General features: G+C 59.9%; 12 protein-coding genes and 1 pseudogene. 3 read left to right on the top strand and 10 right to left on the bottom strand.

The genetic code is table 11. The features are described 5' to 3' along the window. Nucleotides 1-101: 101 nt before the first annotated feature. Nucleotides 102-992 (bottom strand): LysR substrate-binding domain-containing protein, encoded by an 891-nt coding sequence (locus RI103_RS39160; RefSeq protein ID WP_310819790.1) that lies wholly within the window; start codon nt 990-992, stop codon nt 102-104. A gap of 223 nt (nt 993-1215) precedes the next feature. On the opposite strand from RI103_RS39160, the gene RI103_RS39155 reads away from it, so the two are divergent. Further along, nucleotides 1216-2358: an ISAs1 family transposase gene (locus tag RI103_RS39155; protein ID WP_310819547.1), complete on the top strand. Its 1143-nt coding sequence runs from the start codon at nt 1216-1218 to the stop codon at nt 2356-2358. Nucleotides 2359-2711: 353 nt separating this feature from the next. On the opposite strand, the gene RI103_RS39150 is transcribed toward RI103_RS39155, so the two are convergent. Then, nucleotides 2712-3260 (bottom strand): alpha-ketoglutarate-dependent dioxygenase AlkB, encoded by a 549-nt coding sequence (locus RI103_RS39150; RefSeq protein ID WP_310819546.1) that lies wholly within the window; start codon nt 3258-3260, stop codon nt 2712-2714. Between the two features lie 70 nt (nt 3261-3330). Further along, nucleotides 3331-3516: a hypothetical protein gene (locus RI103_RS39145; RefSeq protein WP_310819545.1), complete on the bottom strand. Its 186-nt coding sequence runs from the start codon at nt 3514-3516 to the stop codon at nt 3331-3333. A gap of 390 nt (nt 3517-3906) precedes the next feature. Here RI103_RS39145 and RI103_RS39140 point away from each other — a divergent pair, with 390 nt between their 5' ends. Then, entirely contained in the window at nt 3907-4356 is a 450-nt protein-coding gene (locus RI103_RS39140) for an ester cyclase (protein ID WP_310819544.1), read from the top strand. A 672-nt stretch (nt 4357-5028) separates the two neighbouring features. On the opposite strand, the gene RI103_RS39135 is transcribed toward RI103_RS39140, so the two are convergent. The 6 genes and pseudogenes from RI103_RS39135 to RI103_RS39110 form a co-directional block, all read right to left on the bottom strand. Further along, a complete protein-coding gene (locus RI103_RS39135) occupies nt 5029-5718 on the bottom strand; it encodes a hypothetical protein (protein WP_310819543.1) in 690 nt (229 codons plus the stop codon). After that, nucleotides 5687-6664 (bottom strand): ATP-binding protein, encoded by a 978-nt coding sequence (locus RI103_RS39130; RefSeq protein ID WP_310819542.1) that lies wholly within the window; start codon nt 6662-6664, stop codon nt 5687-5689. The genes RI103_RS39135 and RI103_RS39130 overlap by 32 nt, the downstream gene beginning before the upstream one ends. A gap of 38 nt (nt 6665-6702) precedes the next feature. Beyond that, nucleotides 6703-8688 (bottom strand): integrase, encoded by a 1986-nt coding sequence (locus RI103_RS39125; protein ID WP_310819541.1) that lies wholly within the window; start codon nt 8686-8688, stop codon nt 6703-6705. Further along, a complete protein-coding gene (locus RI103_RS39120) occupies nt 8685-9320 on the bottom strand; it encodes a hypothetical protein (protein WP_310819540.1) in 636 nt (211 codons plus the stop codon). The genes RI103_RS39125 and RI103_RS39120 overlap by 4 nt, the downstream gene beginning before the upstream one ends. 115 nt (nt 9321-9435) lie before the next feature. Then, a pseudogene (locus RI103_RS39115) lies at nt 9436-10188 on the bottom strand (chloride channel protein); the annotation flags it as partial. 21 nt (nt 10189-10209) lie between these two features. Next, complete coding sequence (locus tag RI103_RS39110; protein ID WP_310819539.1) at nt 10210-11367, bottom strand: MFS transporter; 1158 nt, start codon at nt 11365-11367, stop codon at nt 10210-10212. 622 nt (nt 11368-11989) lie between these two features. Between RI103_RS39110 and RI103_RS39105 the strand changes: the two genes are divergently transcribed. Continuing rightward, nucleotides 11990-12484, top strand: coding sequence for a nuclear transport factor 2 family protein (locus RI103_RS39105; protein WP_310819538.1), 495 nt, complete (start codon nt 11990-11992; stop codon nt 12482-12484). A gap of 429 nt (nt 12485-12913) precedes the next feature. Here the strand turns inward: RI103_RS39105 and RI103_RS39100 are convergent, their stop codons facing one another. Next, nucleotides 12914-14359 (bottom strand): IS1182 family transposase, encoded by a 1446-nt coding sequence (locus RI103_RS39100; protein ID WP_310819789.1) that lies wholly within the window; start codon nt 14357-14359, stop codon nt 12914-12916. Between the last annotated feature and the right edge of the window lie 192 nt (nt 14360-14551).

Below are 14551 nucleotides of genomic sequence, written 5' to 3'. Positions count from 1 at the left end.
AAGAATTTTCAGGTGTCGCTGCAGCATGGAATCACAGGCGTCAGAAAGCAGCCCTTTCGCATAAGCCAGGGCGCCGGATTCCCGCTTGGCGCGGCCTGGCGCTATACGGCGTCACGGTTGATCTCCTGCTCGACCCAGGCCAGGAATTTGGCCACGCGCGGCAAATCCGCGTTCTGGGAAGGGTAAACGAGGTGATGGGCTCCGACCTCCACCGCATACGTGCGATCGAAGACCGGTACGAGCGAACCCCGTTTCAGATGGACCGATGCGAGCATCGTGCTTTCGAGCGCGATGCCGTGTCCCAATGCCGCGGCCTCGAGCGACATGTACGAGCGGTCGAACGCGAAATCGTATGACTTGCGCGACTCCGCGACGCCGAACTTGCCGAACCATTGCTTCCACTGCACGAGAGGCGTCTCCGAGAAGATCAGGCGACGGTCGAGCAGGTCCTCGGGGGTGCGCACCGGAAATTTTCTCAGGTACTCCTCCGAGGCAAGAGGCGCGATGAATTCATGGCGAAGCGTTTTGATCTCGCCGTCGGTCCAATGCGCGTAGCCATGCCGTACATCGACGTCATAGTAGCCGGACGTGAATGACACATCCTCGTATGAACACGCCAGATTCAACTGAATGTCGCCGTTCGCTTCCTGGAAGGAAGCGAGGCGCGGCAGCAACCACATCAGCCCGAAGCTGGGGCTCGAATGAATGCGAAGAATCTCCACGCCCGACTGGCTCGATGCGCGCTCCGTTGCGCGGCTCAGATCAGCGAGCGATCCGGTGACATCAGCCAGATATTGCTGACCCGTAGGCGTCAGCACTAGTCCGCGCCCCAGTCTCGTGAACAAGGGTCTTCCGACCATTGATTCGAGATTGGCAATTTGATGGCTGACCGCCGATGGCGTTAATCCTAATTCGTCAGCCGCCCGGTTGACGCTCTTTGTGCGGGCGACACTCTCGAACGCGACGATGGCTTTTAGTGGAGGGATGCGCATTGTTCCTGGGTACAGGGGTCGCGAACCGTCTTGCTTCAGGGTGTTCTTCTGCTTCGCTACTGACGATTCCAGAAATTTGGCGCATCTGAGAGGTAAAGGCAAGCCCCGGATCGGCTGATAGCAGGGCCGGAGCGTCAAAAGTCGTTTACTTTCAATGGACAGGATGAGGGGGTTGTAAACAATAGGCGCGCGGGGTTTACTGTCGATTTTTCGGAGACGACAGATGCGCAAGGAAGTGGCTGCGCTGGTGGAGGCGTTCGCGGACCTGCCGGACCCGCGGGTAACGGGACGGTGCGACCACGATCTGCTGGATATCGTGGTGCTGGCACTGTGCGCGGTGATGTCAGGCGCCGAAGGCTGGGACGACATTGAAGACTGGGGTGTGGAGCGCCAGGCGTGGCTGCGCCAGTATCTGAAGTTGCGCAACGGTATTCCAGGTCACGACACGATCCGGCGGGTCTTTGAGGCGCTGTCGCCTGCGGCGTTCGAAAGCCGGTTTGTCGAATGGGTCCAGGGCGTGTGTGGTGCGGTTGATGGACGGGTGATTGCCATTGATGGCAAGGCGCTACGCGGCTCACGTTCGGTGGCGCGTGGTACCGGTGCGCTGCATCTGGTGTCGGCATACGCGGCCGAGATGGGTCTGACGCTGGGGCAGCAGCCGTGCGAGGCCAAATCCAACGAGATTGAGGCGATCAAGGAATTGCTGCCGGTTCTGGCGCTCGAAGGCGCAGTGGTCACGATCGATGCGATGGGCTGCCAAACCGCAATCGCCCGCCAGATTGTGGAAGGCGGCGGCGATTACGTGCTCGCCGTCAAAGACAACCAGCCGACGCTGGCCACGGCGCTGCGCGAGTTCTCCGCCTGCCTGAATCAACCCGGTTATCCGCCGCGGCCATGCGATACCCACGAAACCGTCGACAAGGGCCATGGCCGATTCGAGACGCGCCGCTGCACGGCGGTGGATGATCTCGCATGGCTCGACGCCATCGAGTTGCGTGCACGCTGGCCGAACCTGCGCTCGGTGGCGTGCATCGAGTCGCAGCGCGAGACGCACGGCCAGGTCCAGACTGAGACGCGCTACGTGATCAGTTCGCTGCCAGCCCACGCCCAGCGCATTCTGTATGTCGCTCGCACCCACTGGGCTATCGAAAATGGCCTGCACTGGTGCCTGGATGTCACCTTCAGTGAGGACGCCAGCCAGATCCGGCTACGCAACGCCGCGCTGAATTTCTCCTTCCTGCGCCGACTCGCTATCAATCTGTTCCGCACCGATTCCAGCCGCGCACTCAGCCTGCCAAAGAAGCGTAAGGTCGCCGCCTGGAATCCCGACTATCTTGCACAGGTCTTGAATCTACAGAAAATTTGATGCTCCGGCCCTGCGGCTGATAGGCAATCGGCTCACAGGGCACGAGACGTTGTGCGAGTATGAGGGCGAGCCCTCCGACCGAACGCATCGTGTAGTCCGGAAGTGGCGGGTCTCTGGCCGACAGCCGACGTTCGGATCCTCTGACCGTATGGCGGCTTGTGGCCGACTGCTGTCTGACGCGGTCGGCAGAAGCCGACCCACAACGGACGACCGTCCTACGTGGCCCGGGTGGTCGGTTCTAGGTGGCAAGCGGTCATTCACACCGCACTTGCGATGTCATCGCAGCCCCCGTTTGCCCTCGTCCGCGCCGCTATCAAACGCGGCCGGAGGCTGACGTCGAAAGTGCAAATGACTCAAGCGGTGCCTGCCGGTCCCCACACGATGACATCGCCGTGCCAAAGGTTGATCCTGCGAGCATCCACCGAAGACTCGTGCTCCTTGAAGAAAAATGCGCTAGCCATTCCCAATACAAATGCAACGATAGGCGCGCCACCTTCTGGCCAGCTCATCTCCTGATGCAAAGAGACGCGCGCGCCTGGCGAAGAGTGACTGTCCAGACTGACGTCAGGCGCGAAGTTATTGAAGCCCACAGCAGCGGCGGCGTCCCGCCCTAAACTCCTCAATACTTCTGGCATTGCCGCACGCGGCATGTCGATCAGAGAATGATCTTTACTTCGCTCGATTGTCGTCCAGCCCAGATGAAAACATGTTGTGGAGTCGCCGGACATGCTCAGTCCACTCGGCGTTACAGAGGGGCGATTAAATGGCGATTTTTGTAGCTTGGCTAGGCCGCGCTGCAGTTCTTCCCCGTAGCGCAGCGCAAACCCACGCAATATAAAAGCGCCATGCTCGAGAGCGAGATAGTCAGGGTAGTCGATCATCAAGTAAGCCTTGTCAGTCATAGGGATTTGCATCGTCAGAAGAGTAGAAGGGCTCCAGGAAACCTTTCGGGTAGTTGGCAGCAGCCCCGCACTACTTCACTGGCTCTTTGGGCACGACGTCCACCACCTGGTTAAGGGGCTCTGTTTCGTCTGGTTCGATGATGGCAGCGAGACCGGTCTCTAATCCGGCATGGCGTTCAAATAGAGCTAGAAGTTCAGGGCGCAGTCCGTCACCGCGTTGGGCAGCGAGAGCGTGAAGCGAGAGAAATGGCAGCATGGTTAAACTCCATTCAATGAAAGACAGGCGAACGCGATGCCGATGAGAGGATTGACGTATTGGGCGCGTGCGCGATAAGCGAGGTTCGATCGCGTCCTGCGTCGTGCGCCGACCTCGGCTACTGCGGGATTGAATGATCAATCTATGGCAGCCGCTGGATACAAACACTCCGTTTCTTGCTATTTAATTTCTGTGAACGGAAATCACGCTCAACGCATGGCGGTTTTGTCGCCCTTGACCACTCCCGCTTGACGCTCCGCAGTTACGCGGCGGGTTTTCGAGTAACACGGCAAGAAACGGGGGGCCGTTGACTGTTTGCCTCGATATTGTTCAGGCAGAGAGAGGCGATCTTGCTTCTCTGTTTCAACCACAGTCAATGAGGAATTCGCCATGTCCAAAGAAGATGACAACAAGGCCATCGTAGGCCGCTGGTTCACCGATTTCTGGGGCAAGACCGGCAACCTCGACATTGTCGACGAACTTGCTGCGCCTGACATGCTTCTGCACTACTCGCTGCACGAGCCGCGTCGTGGTCGCGATGACATCAAGGCATTCATGACCGATTTCCGCGAAGCATTCCCGGACCTCAACTTCTGGGGTGCCGCTGATCTCATCGCCGAGGGGGACTATGTGGTCGGTCGTTGGGAGGGGGGAGGCACACATACCGGTCCGGCATTCAGCGATTTCCTCATTGGATCGTTGCCGGCCGCGACCGGACGGAAAATGCGCTTCACCGGCACGACCGTGCTACGGCTCAATGGTGGCAAGATCGTCGAAGAAATCGGGCTGGACGACGGCGTGACAGCGCTGCAACAACTTGGACTCCTCAAGGCAGCGTGATCGAAGGCACAGCGCCTCCGCAGTTTTTCAGCAATGCTGAGCATGTCTAACGCCACTGGGCGACCGGCTCAAACCAGTTCGACAGCGGCCGCTCGGCCGCTGTCGATAGGCGACCGAAACTGGCCGATTGGGTGAGGTCGCCAGTGGCCGCTTAATGGGCGACCTGAATTTGGCTGACTGACCGGTTTGAAGAAAGTTGTCTGACCGGAGTGGGTCGACGAGCGTCTCCACAACATTGCCCGTCGAGAATCGAGGGTACTCGGCGGCGCTGACCGGATTGGCTGCAATCAATGCAGTCTGACTACTGTTGAGTCCTTCATCTGTCAGCGCAACGCTGCTCGCTCCCATCTCGGAACCGACTGAATCCGCCAATCTCGACGATCGCTTGGCCATCGTTCACTACGGCCGCAACGCGCAGGACAGGATTGCCTAACCTTGTTTCTAGTGTTTCGAGACGACACGGTGCGCACGATGAAACGACGCTCACGGTTGCGTGCATGCGACCATTCGCAAGGTGCAGGCCGACGGGCGTAGAGCGAAGTAAATTCGTCACCAAAAACGAAGTAAAGTCGTCAACACCCATTTTTGCGTATTTCGCACGACAGTTTCGGGACGAAGATCAATGGAAAGCTCCTGATCTATGACGCGGCCGCCCTGCCACGAGGCCGCGGGCTACAGGTAGCGTTCAACCTTGCCAAGGCAAAAGCTACCTGCCATGCGATTGTGGAAATGTCGCGCGATGGCAATACGATGCTCCTTGCGCATCGCTGGTTTCGCTGCAAAGGCTGGAGGAGATTGAGTCGCGTAAAGCTCGCCGCATTGCGCACAGCGATACGGCGAGCCCACAAGACTCGCGTTGAGGATGTAGGGTGTTTCCCGCTCGCAACGATGGCATTGCGTCTCGAGCTTTCGTTGGTGAGCGGGACAACGGTTTTCGCTGAACATCTGGTACGTCACGCTGTGATGACCGAGTGATACGCATTGCCTGCAATACCGGAAAACCGGGTGATGCCTTCCCCTCTGGCCTGCATCAAGGAGTGAAGCGTGCAATACCTTGCCGGGCAATAGCAGCGTGCGCCTCAGATGCTTCACATCGACGGCATCACGCATTGGCTCAACGCCTTCGTACGGGTCGATGTCAGCGCCCATCAGCCGCACCAGCGCGTGCCCAGGAAGTCCGTTCGCACGCGCGAACTTCCACAGGATCGATACGATCGACTCGCCCGGCAACAGCCACCGCGCATCGAATATGAAGCCCAGTGCCGGGGTCAGCCGTCGCTCATCGAGGCTGAGTATCGGGAAGCGCGGGGCAATCAGCGCGGGCGCCTCTTTACGCGTGGACAAGCACGCGACCAGTTGCATGGCGCGACTGAACATAGCCGGAGTGCCGCACAGCGTGGGCCCATAACGAGGCGTCCGGACTATACCCCGGAGCATCCCTGAGTTCGCTATCCTTGAGCGCGATCTCGACGGCCCGCGCAAACGATTCCATAGGTATTTCGAGACGGCCAGCCAGGGTCGCCTTGTGGTGCGCGGCCTCGAAGGCATTCCAGAGTAGGGCCGCATCGTTGACAAGTCGATAACCTGCATCGAACGCCTGTGGCAGGTAAAACCTCGTGAAGCTCCACTGCGTGCCCTCGGGATAGGCGGTCTGGTCGTAACCGTTCAGACACGTGGCGACATCTTCGGCATTGCGGATGCCATGGAAGGCAAGTTCTTCGACCATCAGGCGCGCGACGATCTGCGTCTTGCCGGCGATCTGCAGCGCGCTCTTCTGGGCGAGCAACTCCTGCTGACCAACGAGGAACGTGAACAGCTTGATCTGCTGGCGGTCGAGTGCATCGTGTACATCCCTCAGCCACTCATATTCGTTTTCGTTGTAGCGTTGCGCCTCATCGCAAAAGAGCAGAACCGTCCCGCTGCCAGCGCGCGCAGCCGCTTCCCGGATGCGCAACGACAGTCGCATTCGTTTCGCGGGGTTGGTGCCCGCGTTCGGATCATGATCGGCAACAGCTTCCAGCAGGTTTGAAAAGAATGGCCCTTCTGCGTGCCGCGGCTTGTGCTCGCACCGGGCATGATAGCTCGTCACTTTGGGATATTCCTTGGCAAGCAGCAGGCGCACGTATTCTATCGAACGCGTCTTGCCGATCCTCGGAGCACCGTAAATGAGCGCGCCCGTCACACGGTAGCGAAGACAGCTCACGACGAGTTCGTAGAATGATTCGATAGCCGGTGTGGCAATCCGGTAGTTGCCGGTGACGAGCGGGTGCAGCGACGGATCGACTGGACGCGAGACCTGGAGTGACATGCCTCCCTCCTGTGAGTACAACCTATCAGAACCACCTATTAGAAGACCTGCCCCGTCCCGATACCAAGCGTGCGCGGACGAACCGGTTCGACGGGTGCTGTGTCGGCGACCACTACGGTCCCCTCCGCTGCTTCCGCTGGCGGCGTTTCTGGAAATGCATCTGGTGCTAGCGGGCCTGTTGGTGTTCTGGCCGTTGGTGCGTTTGCGAGAAGGCGCAGCGTCCGCGCTGCATCTGAGGCCGCCCTACGTGACCTGCCTGCTGCTGCGACCTTGGTCTGTACGTAGGCGTCAATCGGATTTTCTACCGACATATGTCCTGAGCTCCCGCTGCTCCTCGCCTTCAGGATTTCCCTGCGCAACGTCAGGTTGTGCGGCATCACACGCCAGGCACCCTGCGCGTCAAGGACGCCGAGCTCACGGCCATCGGCGAGGAAAGCTCGCACGCAGCGCAGATCGTCAGCGTTGATGTAGATGCGAAGCGACTGGCCAATCAACTGGGCGCTGCTGGCAAGGACCATGTTGGTATAGCGCACGCCGAACAGGTTAATGTGAGGACGGACGCCAAGCGCAAGATAGCCGCGCACACGGCAGTGCCGCGCGGATTGCATCAGGCATAACGTACGTCGGCGCACTTCGGGCAACCAGGTCAGCAGTTGCCCCCTTCCACGAACAAAGAACTCCATCGCTTCGAGCGGCGTTGCGCCATTCAGCCCGCCGTGAGGCGTGCCGTGATAGTTTGCAATCGAATAAGTAATCAACTCGTCCAGCTCATCGATCGACACATACAGGCGGAGATTACCTTCCGGGTCGGCCAGCGCACGGCGCAGGTCACGAGGATGGGAGCCCGTATAGCCGGGCAGGCGTGAGGACAGTCGGCTGGCGATTGTGCCAAAGAAGCGCTCGATATACGGGCGCTCGTCCGGACTGTGCTTCGGTCCTGCACTGACGATGCAGCCAACGAACTCGCAGAGTGCAGACAGCGTTTCTCCGGCGAGATTCGCCTTCGCATTGTCGAGTCGGATGCACTCCCAAGTGACGTAGGCAAGCTCGGGCATGCGCTGTGACGCGAAACCCTCCTGCATCTGGCAGGCTAGTCCGGGTATGGTGAAGGCGCGCACCGGCCGCGGTTCGAGCGCGTTCTCGATCGTTTTGATCACATCGTAACGACTGTATTCGCGGGTCAGCGCCAGGTGATAGCCAAGCACGACCCGCGTGCATACGTCGATGATCGCCAGCAGCCACACGCGCTCGATTTCAAACTCATGCTCGAAGCCGAGCGGATCGCGAACGACAACCTTCAGCCGCACATCGAGCCGGTGACCATCGAATTCGACAACCTGATACGGCCGTGTCGCTGCGGGAGCAGGTACATCGTCGGAACGTGGCAGTCCCTTCAGATGCGAAGCGCCGGCAGCCGCCGCTACCGTTCCAAAACCGCGCAAAAGCTCCGCCTTCACCCGTGAAGACAGCGACCGGATCGCGCGCCCGGCGGTGTTGAACGGATAATCGGCGGCCGTCAGGCCCAGCTGCCGACACTCCTGCAGAAATCTATCGTGCAAGGCCCGCAAACCGTGCAGCCGGATCCGGATGCCGTCGTCGGAAGGTATCTGCTTGACTGTCACGCGGCGCTGTCTGATCTGCAGAACCAGCCACGCAGCGAGTCTCGGATACCGCTCAAACAGCAGTGAAAGCGCGCCGACGGCACCGCCCCGTTCGCCGCGCAAGGTAACGGGCAGCATGCGTGTGTATTCCGTCACGCGGGCATGAGCAACGAGCGCACGGAAGCCGTATAGCCGACCGTCGGCATGCAGCGAGAGCGCCCTGTCGAGAAGCCGGTAGAGCTGTCTGCGGTTGACTCCAGTTGCGGCCTCAATACTTCCGACAGGCTCATTTTTGGCATAACGCTCAATTGCGTCGATATGCCTTTGGACGCGACTGCCCGCGGTGGCGTCGAGTTCTGTCCATGCGATCGTGGGCCATGAGGCGAGATCCAGCGTCTGAAATTCGGGTCTGCGCCGGCTCATGATGTGGCCTGTGCCGCAACAAAGCGCGTCAGAAACGACAGGCTTTCAGTGTGTAACTCTAGCGCCCGGATGCGACCGCGATGCAGCAGCTCGAAAACGGCCGCCCGGACGAGTGAGGGATCGCCGGTAGAGAATTCACGCTCTATCATCATCAGCGATTGGGGCGATGCGACGAACCGCTCGATCGCCCCCAGCATCGAAGGTTTGACGAGGCCGCGTGCGGCTACAAGTACGGGCAGCATGCGCTGCCAGTTACCGGTCCAGACACGCGCAGCGGCCCTTTCGGCTGCATCAATGTGCCGCACGGCGTAGGCTTCCGGGTCGAAGTCAAGACGACCTCCTGGGCAATCCGTCGCGGGTCTTGTCTCCGATAGTAGTACCAGGTATTCATGGTCGTCAGACCTTGCCCAGAAATCGACGACGCAGCGTTGCCCGTCGACAGCCATGAAGCCAGGCCATTCACAGAATGTCTTGGCAGCAGGATCCGCTTCGAGCATCAGCCATGCTTCGAAAGCGCTCCGCCTGTATAGGGTCAGACGTCGCCCCAGTTTCGGACTGAAGACGTCATAACGGTGCGCGCCGCGAGGACGCGGCAGTGTGAGTGGCTCGAAGCTTCGCAAAACGTCGACCATGTGTACCACCTGCCTGAGGATTTCATGGTCTAGGATGAACGTGAGTTGACAATTTTAATTCGCGCTAACGCGAAGTGACGACTTTACTTCGCCAGTTAGCGAAGCAATGTTGTCAATTCAATGGATAAACTGTTGCCCCCGCGAGCACAGTCCAGTGACAACTTTCCTTCGTTTTACGGGTGATCAGGACACCGCTCGCGCGCTGCTCGAAGCTGCGCGTGAGCTCCTCGATCGCGAACACCACCCCCGCGAGCGGCGCATTGAATGCAGCGGACAGTCCTGCGGCTGCGCCCGCAAGCGCGAGCCTTCGTTCGAGCACGCCGGGCCGGATTGTGCGAAAGCGTTGCGGGTAGAAACGCCTCAGGCTGAACATCAGGGCCGCGCCGACGTGAATGGTCGGCCCTTCACGTCCGATCGTAAAGCCGCCGAGAATGGCAAGAAACGAAACGAAGATCTTGCCGACGAGGATGCGCAGCGTGAGCAACCGCGGACCCAGTGTGTCAGGTCCATGCAGCATGGCGATCACCTGCGGAATGCCACTGCCTTCCGCGCCGTCGAAGAAACGCCGCGTGAGCCACACCGTCACGGCGCCTAAGACGGGTGCTGCAACGAGCGGTAACCAGAAGTGCTCAGCCGCAACGCGCAGAAACAGCGCATAGCCGAAATCGATCAGCTTCGCGTAGAGCACCGCGACAAGGCCGACCGCGATCGCGCCGAGCCAGAACACACCGTAATGGAGCCACAGCCGATGGGCGCGCTGCAGCGTTCGTCGGTCGATCAGCGGGACGATGCGCACGATCTGTATCCTCTTCTTTGTCGCGTTGTTCAGACTTGAGACCAAATTTGCGATTCGTGCCGCTGGGGCCATTTTACGCCGGGCACCGGAAAGCTAGGCCTTGCGCGGTGGCGCCTTCATACCGGCCGCGATTATAAGCCAGCACAAGACGAGGCCTGAGCAGGCGTAAAACACGGTGCCTGGGCCGTCGTGCTTGAGGAGCCAGCCGCCCACCACGCCGCCGAGCGCGAGTCCGATCGACTGCGTGGTGTTGTAGACGCCCGTGGCCGCGCCCTTGCGGTTGCCCGGCGCGAGCTTCGAGACGAGCGAGGGCTGCGACGCTTCCAGAATGTTGAAGCTGAGGAAGTACACGAAGAGGACAGCTGACACGATCACGAGTGTATGCGCGAGCGAGCCGAGCAACAGCTGGCCGATCAGGATAAGACCGATCGCAGAAACAATCACGGCTTTCATCTTGCCCCGTTTCTCCGCCGCGATGATGGCGGGAACCATCATGACGAATGCGAGACCCATGACCGGCAGGTAAATCTTCCAGTGCGACGCGACCGGCAGACCGGCATCGACGAGCAGTCGCGGCACGACGAGAAAGAGCGCCGTTTGCGTGGCGTGGAGCACGAGCACACCGAAGTTCAGGCGCAGCAGTTCGACGTTGTGGAGCACCTCGGCGAACGGCGCGCGCACGTGCACAGGCCGCGGTGCGTCGGGCACCACCCATATCACCACGCCCACCGCGAGGATCGAGAATACGCCGACCAGCGTAAAGAGGCCGCTCATGCCGACCAAGTGGAACACGATCGGTGCGCCCACGATGGCCACGGCGAAGGACATGCCGATCGAGCCGCCCACCATCGCCATCGCCCTGGTACGGTGCTCCTCGGCGGTCAGGTCGGCGATGAGCGCGAGCACGGCCGACGACACCGCGCCCATGCCCTGTATGACGCGGCCCACGATGATCCATACCATGTCGTGCGCGCCTGCGGCGACGAAGCTGCCGATCGCGAAGATCACGAGGCCGGTCGCGATGACGGGCTTGCGGCCGACCTGGTCGGAGACCCAGCCGTAGAAGATGTAGAGGAGCGACTGCGTCACGCCGTAGGCGCCGAGCGCGATGCCGACCAGCAGCAGGTTGTCGCCGCCGGGGGTGGTTTTCGCATAGACCGAAAACACCGGCATGATCATGAAGAGGCCTAGCATGCGCAGCGCAAAGATTGCGGCGAGCGACACAGTCGCGCGCAATTCGAGCGCGCTCATGCGTGAAGGGGCTGTTGAGGTGTTTGAGGTCGCGTGCATGGAGTGCAATCAAAAAAAAACCCAGCGCTCACGCTGGGTCAGAGGAAGCTGCCGCCGGGACCAACGGTCGCAACTGGACGTTCAGTCCGGCAAGCTGAGGACACTGAGGAATCACCCGATCTCGCTCTGCGCCCGCTGAAAGCACATTGCAATAAAGATCACGACATGACATTTCCAAGAAGCTATACCGGGATTCTTAAAGGTAACTTAAATTCACCGTATCTGTACAGTCAGCCTGATCGTCGGCAGATATCCCCCTCCGCTGAGCACTCCCGCTCACCCATAGTGAGCATGTCGCCACTGCGGCGATGGGTACATGGCTAGCCGTATCGGGGTGGTTCGCATCTTGGAAGCGATGCGCGTAGCGGTCCGCTATCGGCACTAAAGGCGCCCTTGGAACGGCCGGTTACACCCGTCGGCGTATGGCGGGTCGCTGACTGATCGCCATCGGCGGCTGCGGCCCGCTGTCTCGTGACCAACGCGAGCCGATTGTTTGATAAGGCTCTCTCGGAAGTGCTGGTACGCGGATGCGCTCCGCGCTAATGTGCGTCACACAGATAACATTGCAGCCCGAGGGAAAATCATGAAAGCCATCGTTGAAATGCTTGCGACGCGCCTGCAGGCAGCAATGCTCGCCGGGGATGTGGTCGAGCTGGACGACCTGATCGCGGACGACCTGATTTTCACGGATCACGCGGGGAACCGCTCCGACAAGGCGCAAGACCTGGATTCGACGTGGTGCAGCCGAAGCTACCTCATCACTCTGCGCTGGACGCCGTCGACGCGTTGGCTGGGCGGAGCGATCTCGCCCAGTAAAGACTGCAGACGGTTATTCAGTTCGTCGCGCGCGATCATTTCAACCGATGCCTCGCCCGCGCGTGCAGAGTGGGGCGGGACATGTCTGATTGCTGCCTCGATGATCGATCGCGCGATCTCCGGGTTATTTTCGGCGACGCGTTCGAAGATCGCAGTCAAAAGAGCGGTGTCAGCGACCCGCAGTCCCTGGCCAACGATCTCTTTCGGGAATTCTCTAGTGTTCATGGTGTGTTTCCTGGAGAGTGGCAAAGCACCAAGTTAGACCTCGGGGTGCCCCCCGGTTCTCCATCCTGGTGTAAACACCATGCGCCCGAGCGATGCCTTGCGGCCGATTGCTAGGACCGGCACATCATTCACAGGAAGTCGAGCCGATGAACAAACCGAAGTCGAAGGCGACGGCCGCAGCGGCGGAACGTCCGACCGCCCAGCTCCCCGGAATGTCTCCGCGCAAGCGGACGCAGCGCGCCAAGCGATGAATGCGCGCAGACCGTCCTCGCGCGTTGCCGGTTCGAAGGTCGCAGTTCGGTCTAGGTCGTGTGGAAACCCGATGGAATTGCGATTCGACGCGTGACTCTGACCCCGGCGGCGCGTTCGACTGCCTTTGCGGTCATCACGGCGACGACGAGAAGGTGAACGTCTCTGATGCGTTCCAGACGAGTTTAAGGGCTTTGTTTTAGGACCTACGGGGTGCTCACGCACCCACCAGCCGCATCGCCTTCATTGTCTTCTTGAACCCCAGGATTCGCAGCACTCGGGTGAGATTGTAGGCAAGTACGTTAAGACTCATTTCGGTGCCCACGTTGGGTAGCCGGCGTGTCAGGAAGTGCGTGTAACCCATCCAGTGCTTGAACGTCCCGAAGACATGTTCGACGGTGCGTCGGCGTATCGTCATTGCCTCAGGCGTTTGGTCGAGTTGACGTTGAACACCTTCCAACACTGACTCGTGTTCCCATCGGGTGATTCGCCGATACGGACTTGGCGTGCATTGCGATTTTATTGGGCACTGAGGACAGGCGCTGCTCCAGTATCGGCGTAATTGCATACCATGTTCCTCCCGGGTGAAACGGTAGATTGCCCGTTCACCGGCTGGACACTGGTATTCGTCGTCCCGCGCAATGTAGATGAAGTCAGCCCTATCAAATCGACCATGGCATTTCGCGCTTGATGTCGTGGGTTTCGGCAGCATTACCGCGATCCCGGCATCCGCGCACTCCTTGATCTGAGGCCCACTATAGTAGCCACGATCGGCGACGGCCCGCAGTCTGGCCTTACCCATCGCATCGCGCGCAGCTTTTGCCATGGGGCTAAGCTGCGCCCGGTCGCTGCCAGAGTTTGTGACCACGTGAGCAACGATGAGGTGGTGTTTGGCGTCTACCGCCACCTGTACGTTGTAGCCCACCATGCCTGAGCCTTTGCCGCTCGTCGCCATGGAGCGTGCATCAGGATCGGTCATCGAGAGCTGACCGTCAGGCTCAGTCTTGAGTTGCTCCTTGATCTGCTCGAGGTTTCGCATCTGCTCGCGCAAACGCGCGATCTTGTCCTGCAGCCGAGTCGTCTTTGCTTCCAGCTCAGCGGGTTGCGTACGATCGGCAGTCTCCAGCGCGTTCAGATACCGCTGGATGCTCTCCTCGATCTGCTTCTGGCGCTTGTCGCCCTTACCCTCCGTGAAGTTGCGATCGCGCGTATTGACTGCCTTGAACTTGCTGCCGTCAATGGCAACCAGTGCTTGCGAGAACAGCTTCAGTTCACGGCACAGCATCACGAAGCGGCGACACACGTTGCGAATGCCGACGCCGTTGTCACGACGGAAGTCGGCTATGGTCTTGAAGTCCGGCGCCAGGCGGCCCGTCAGCCACATCAACTCAACATTGCGCTGGCATTCGCGCTCAAGACGCCGACTCGATTGCACCCGGTTCAGGTAGCCGTAGATATAGATCTTCAGCAGCACTGCTGGATGATAGGACGGTCGACCTGTGGTCGACGGCATTGCTCCATCGAAGCCCAATGATGCAAGGTCAAGCTCTTCAACGAACGCCTCGATGATCCTGACCGGATTGTCCTCGGCAACGAAGTCATCGAGGCATTCTGGAAGCAGCGTCACCTGCTTGCGATCTTCACCTTCTATGAATCGCTTCATCCGGTCACCCATGCTGAATGAGTTAATCCAGTTTAGGTGATCAGCATGTTTTCACACAAGCTCGACCCGTACCGGCCCTTCAACGCGTCAGCCCGACTATGGCGGGTTTAGATGTGGAACGGACGTCCGCGCATTCAGCGATATCGGTCAGGTATCCGCTCGGACGGTATATAACCACCGACGATCCATCAG

The sequence above is a fragment of the Paraburkholderia sp. FT54 genome (genome assembly GCF_031585635.1).
Taxonomy (GTDB): domain Bacteria; phylum Pseudomonadota; class Gammaproteobacteria; order Burkholderiales; family Burkholderiaceae; genus Paraburkholderia.
This window is presented reverse-complemented; position numbering and strand designations above follow the sequence as displayed.

Excerpts from the sequence above, each read along its gene's own strand:
- RI103_RS39160 (WP_310819790.1), bottom strand. The coding sequence starts at position 992 with ATGCGCATCCCTCCACTAAAAGCCATCGTCGCGTTCGAGAGTGTCGCC.
- RI103_RS39155 (WP_310819547.1), top strand. The coding sequence starts at position 1,216 with ATGCGCAAGGAAGTGGCTGCGCTGGTGGAGGCGTTCGCGGACCTGCCG.
- RI103_RS39150 (WP_310819546.1), bottom strand. The coding sequence starts at position 3,260 with ATGACTGACAAGGCTTACTTGATGATCGACTACCCTGACTATCTCGCT.
- RI103_RS39145 (WP_310819545.1), bottom strand. The coding sequence starts at position 3,516 with ATGCTGCCATTTCTCTCGCTTCACGCTCTCGCTGCCCAACGCGGTGAC.
- RI103_RS39140 (WP_310819544.1), top strand. The coding sequence starts at position 3,907 with ATGTCCAAAGAAGATGACAACAAGGCCATCGTAGGCCGCTGGTTCACC.
- RI103_RS39135 (WP_310819543.1), bottom strand. The coding sequence starts at position 5,718 with ATGCAACTGGTCGCGTGCTTGTCCACGCGTAAAGAGGCGCCCGCGCTG.
- RI103_RS39130 (WP_310819542.1), bottom strand. The coding sequence starts at position 6,664 with ATGTCACTCCAGGTCTCGCGTCCAGTCGATCCGTCGCTGCACCCGCTC.
- RI103_RS39125 (WP_310819541.1), bottom strand. The coding sequence starts at position 8,688 with ATGAGCCGGCGCAGACCCGAATTTCAGACGCTGGATCTCGCCTCATGG.
- RI103_RS39120 (WP_310819540.1), bottom strand. The coding sequence starts at position 9,320 with ATGGTCGACGTTTTGCGAAGCTTCGAGCCACTCACACTGCCGCGTCCT.
- RI103_RS39110 (WP_310819539.1), bottom strand. The coding sequence starts at position 11,367 with ATGAGCGCGCTCGAATTGCGCGCGACTGTGTCGCTCGCCGCAATCTTT.
- RI103_RS39105 (WP_310819538.1), top strand. The coding sequence starts at position 11,990 with ATGAAAGCCATCGTTGAAATGCTTGCGACGCGCCTGCAGGCAGCAATG.
- RI103_RS39100 (WP_310819789.1), bottom strand. The coding sequence starts at position 14,359 with ATGAAGCGATTCATAGAAGGTGAAGATCGCAAGCAGGTGACGCTGCTT.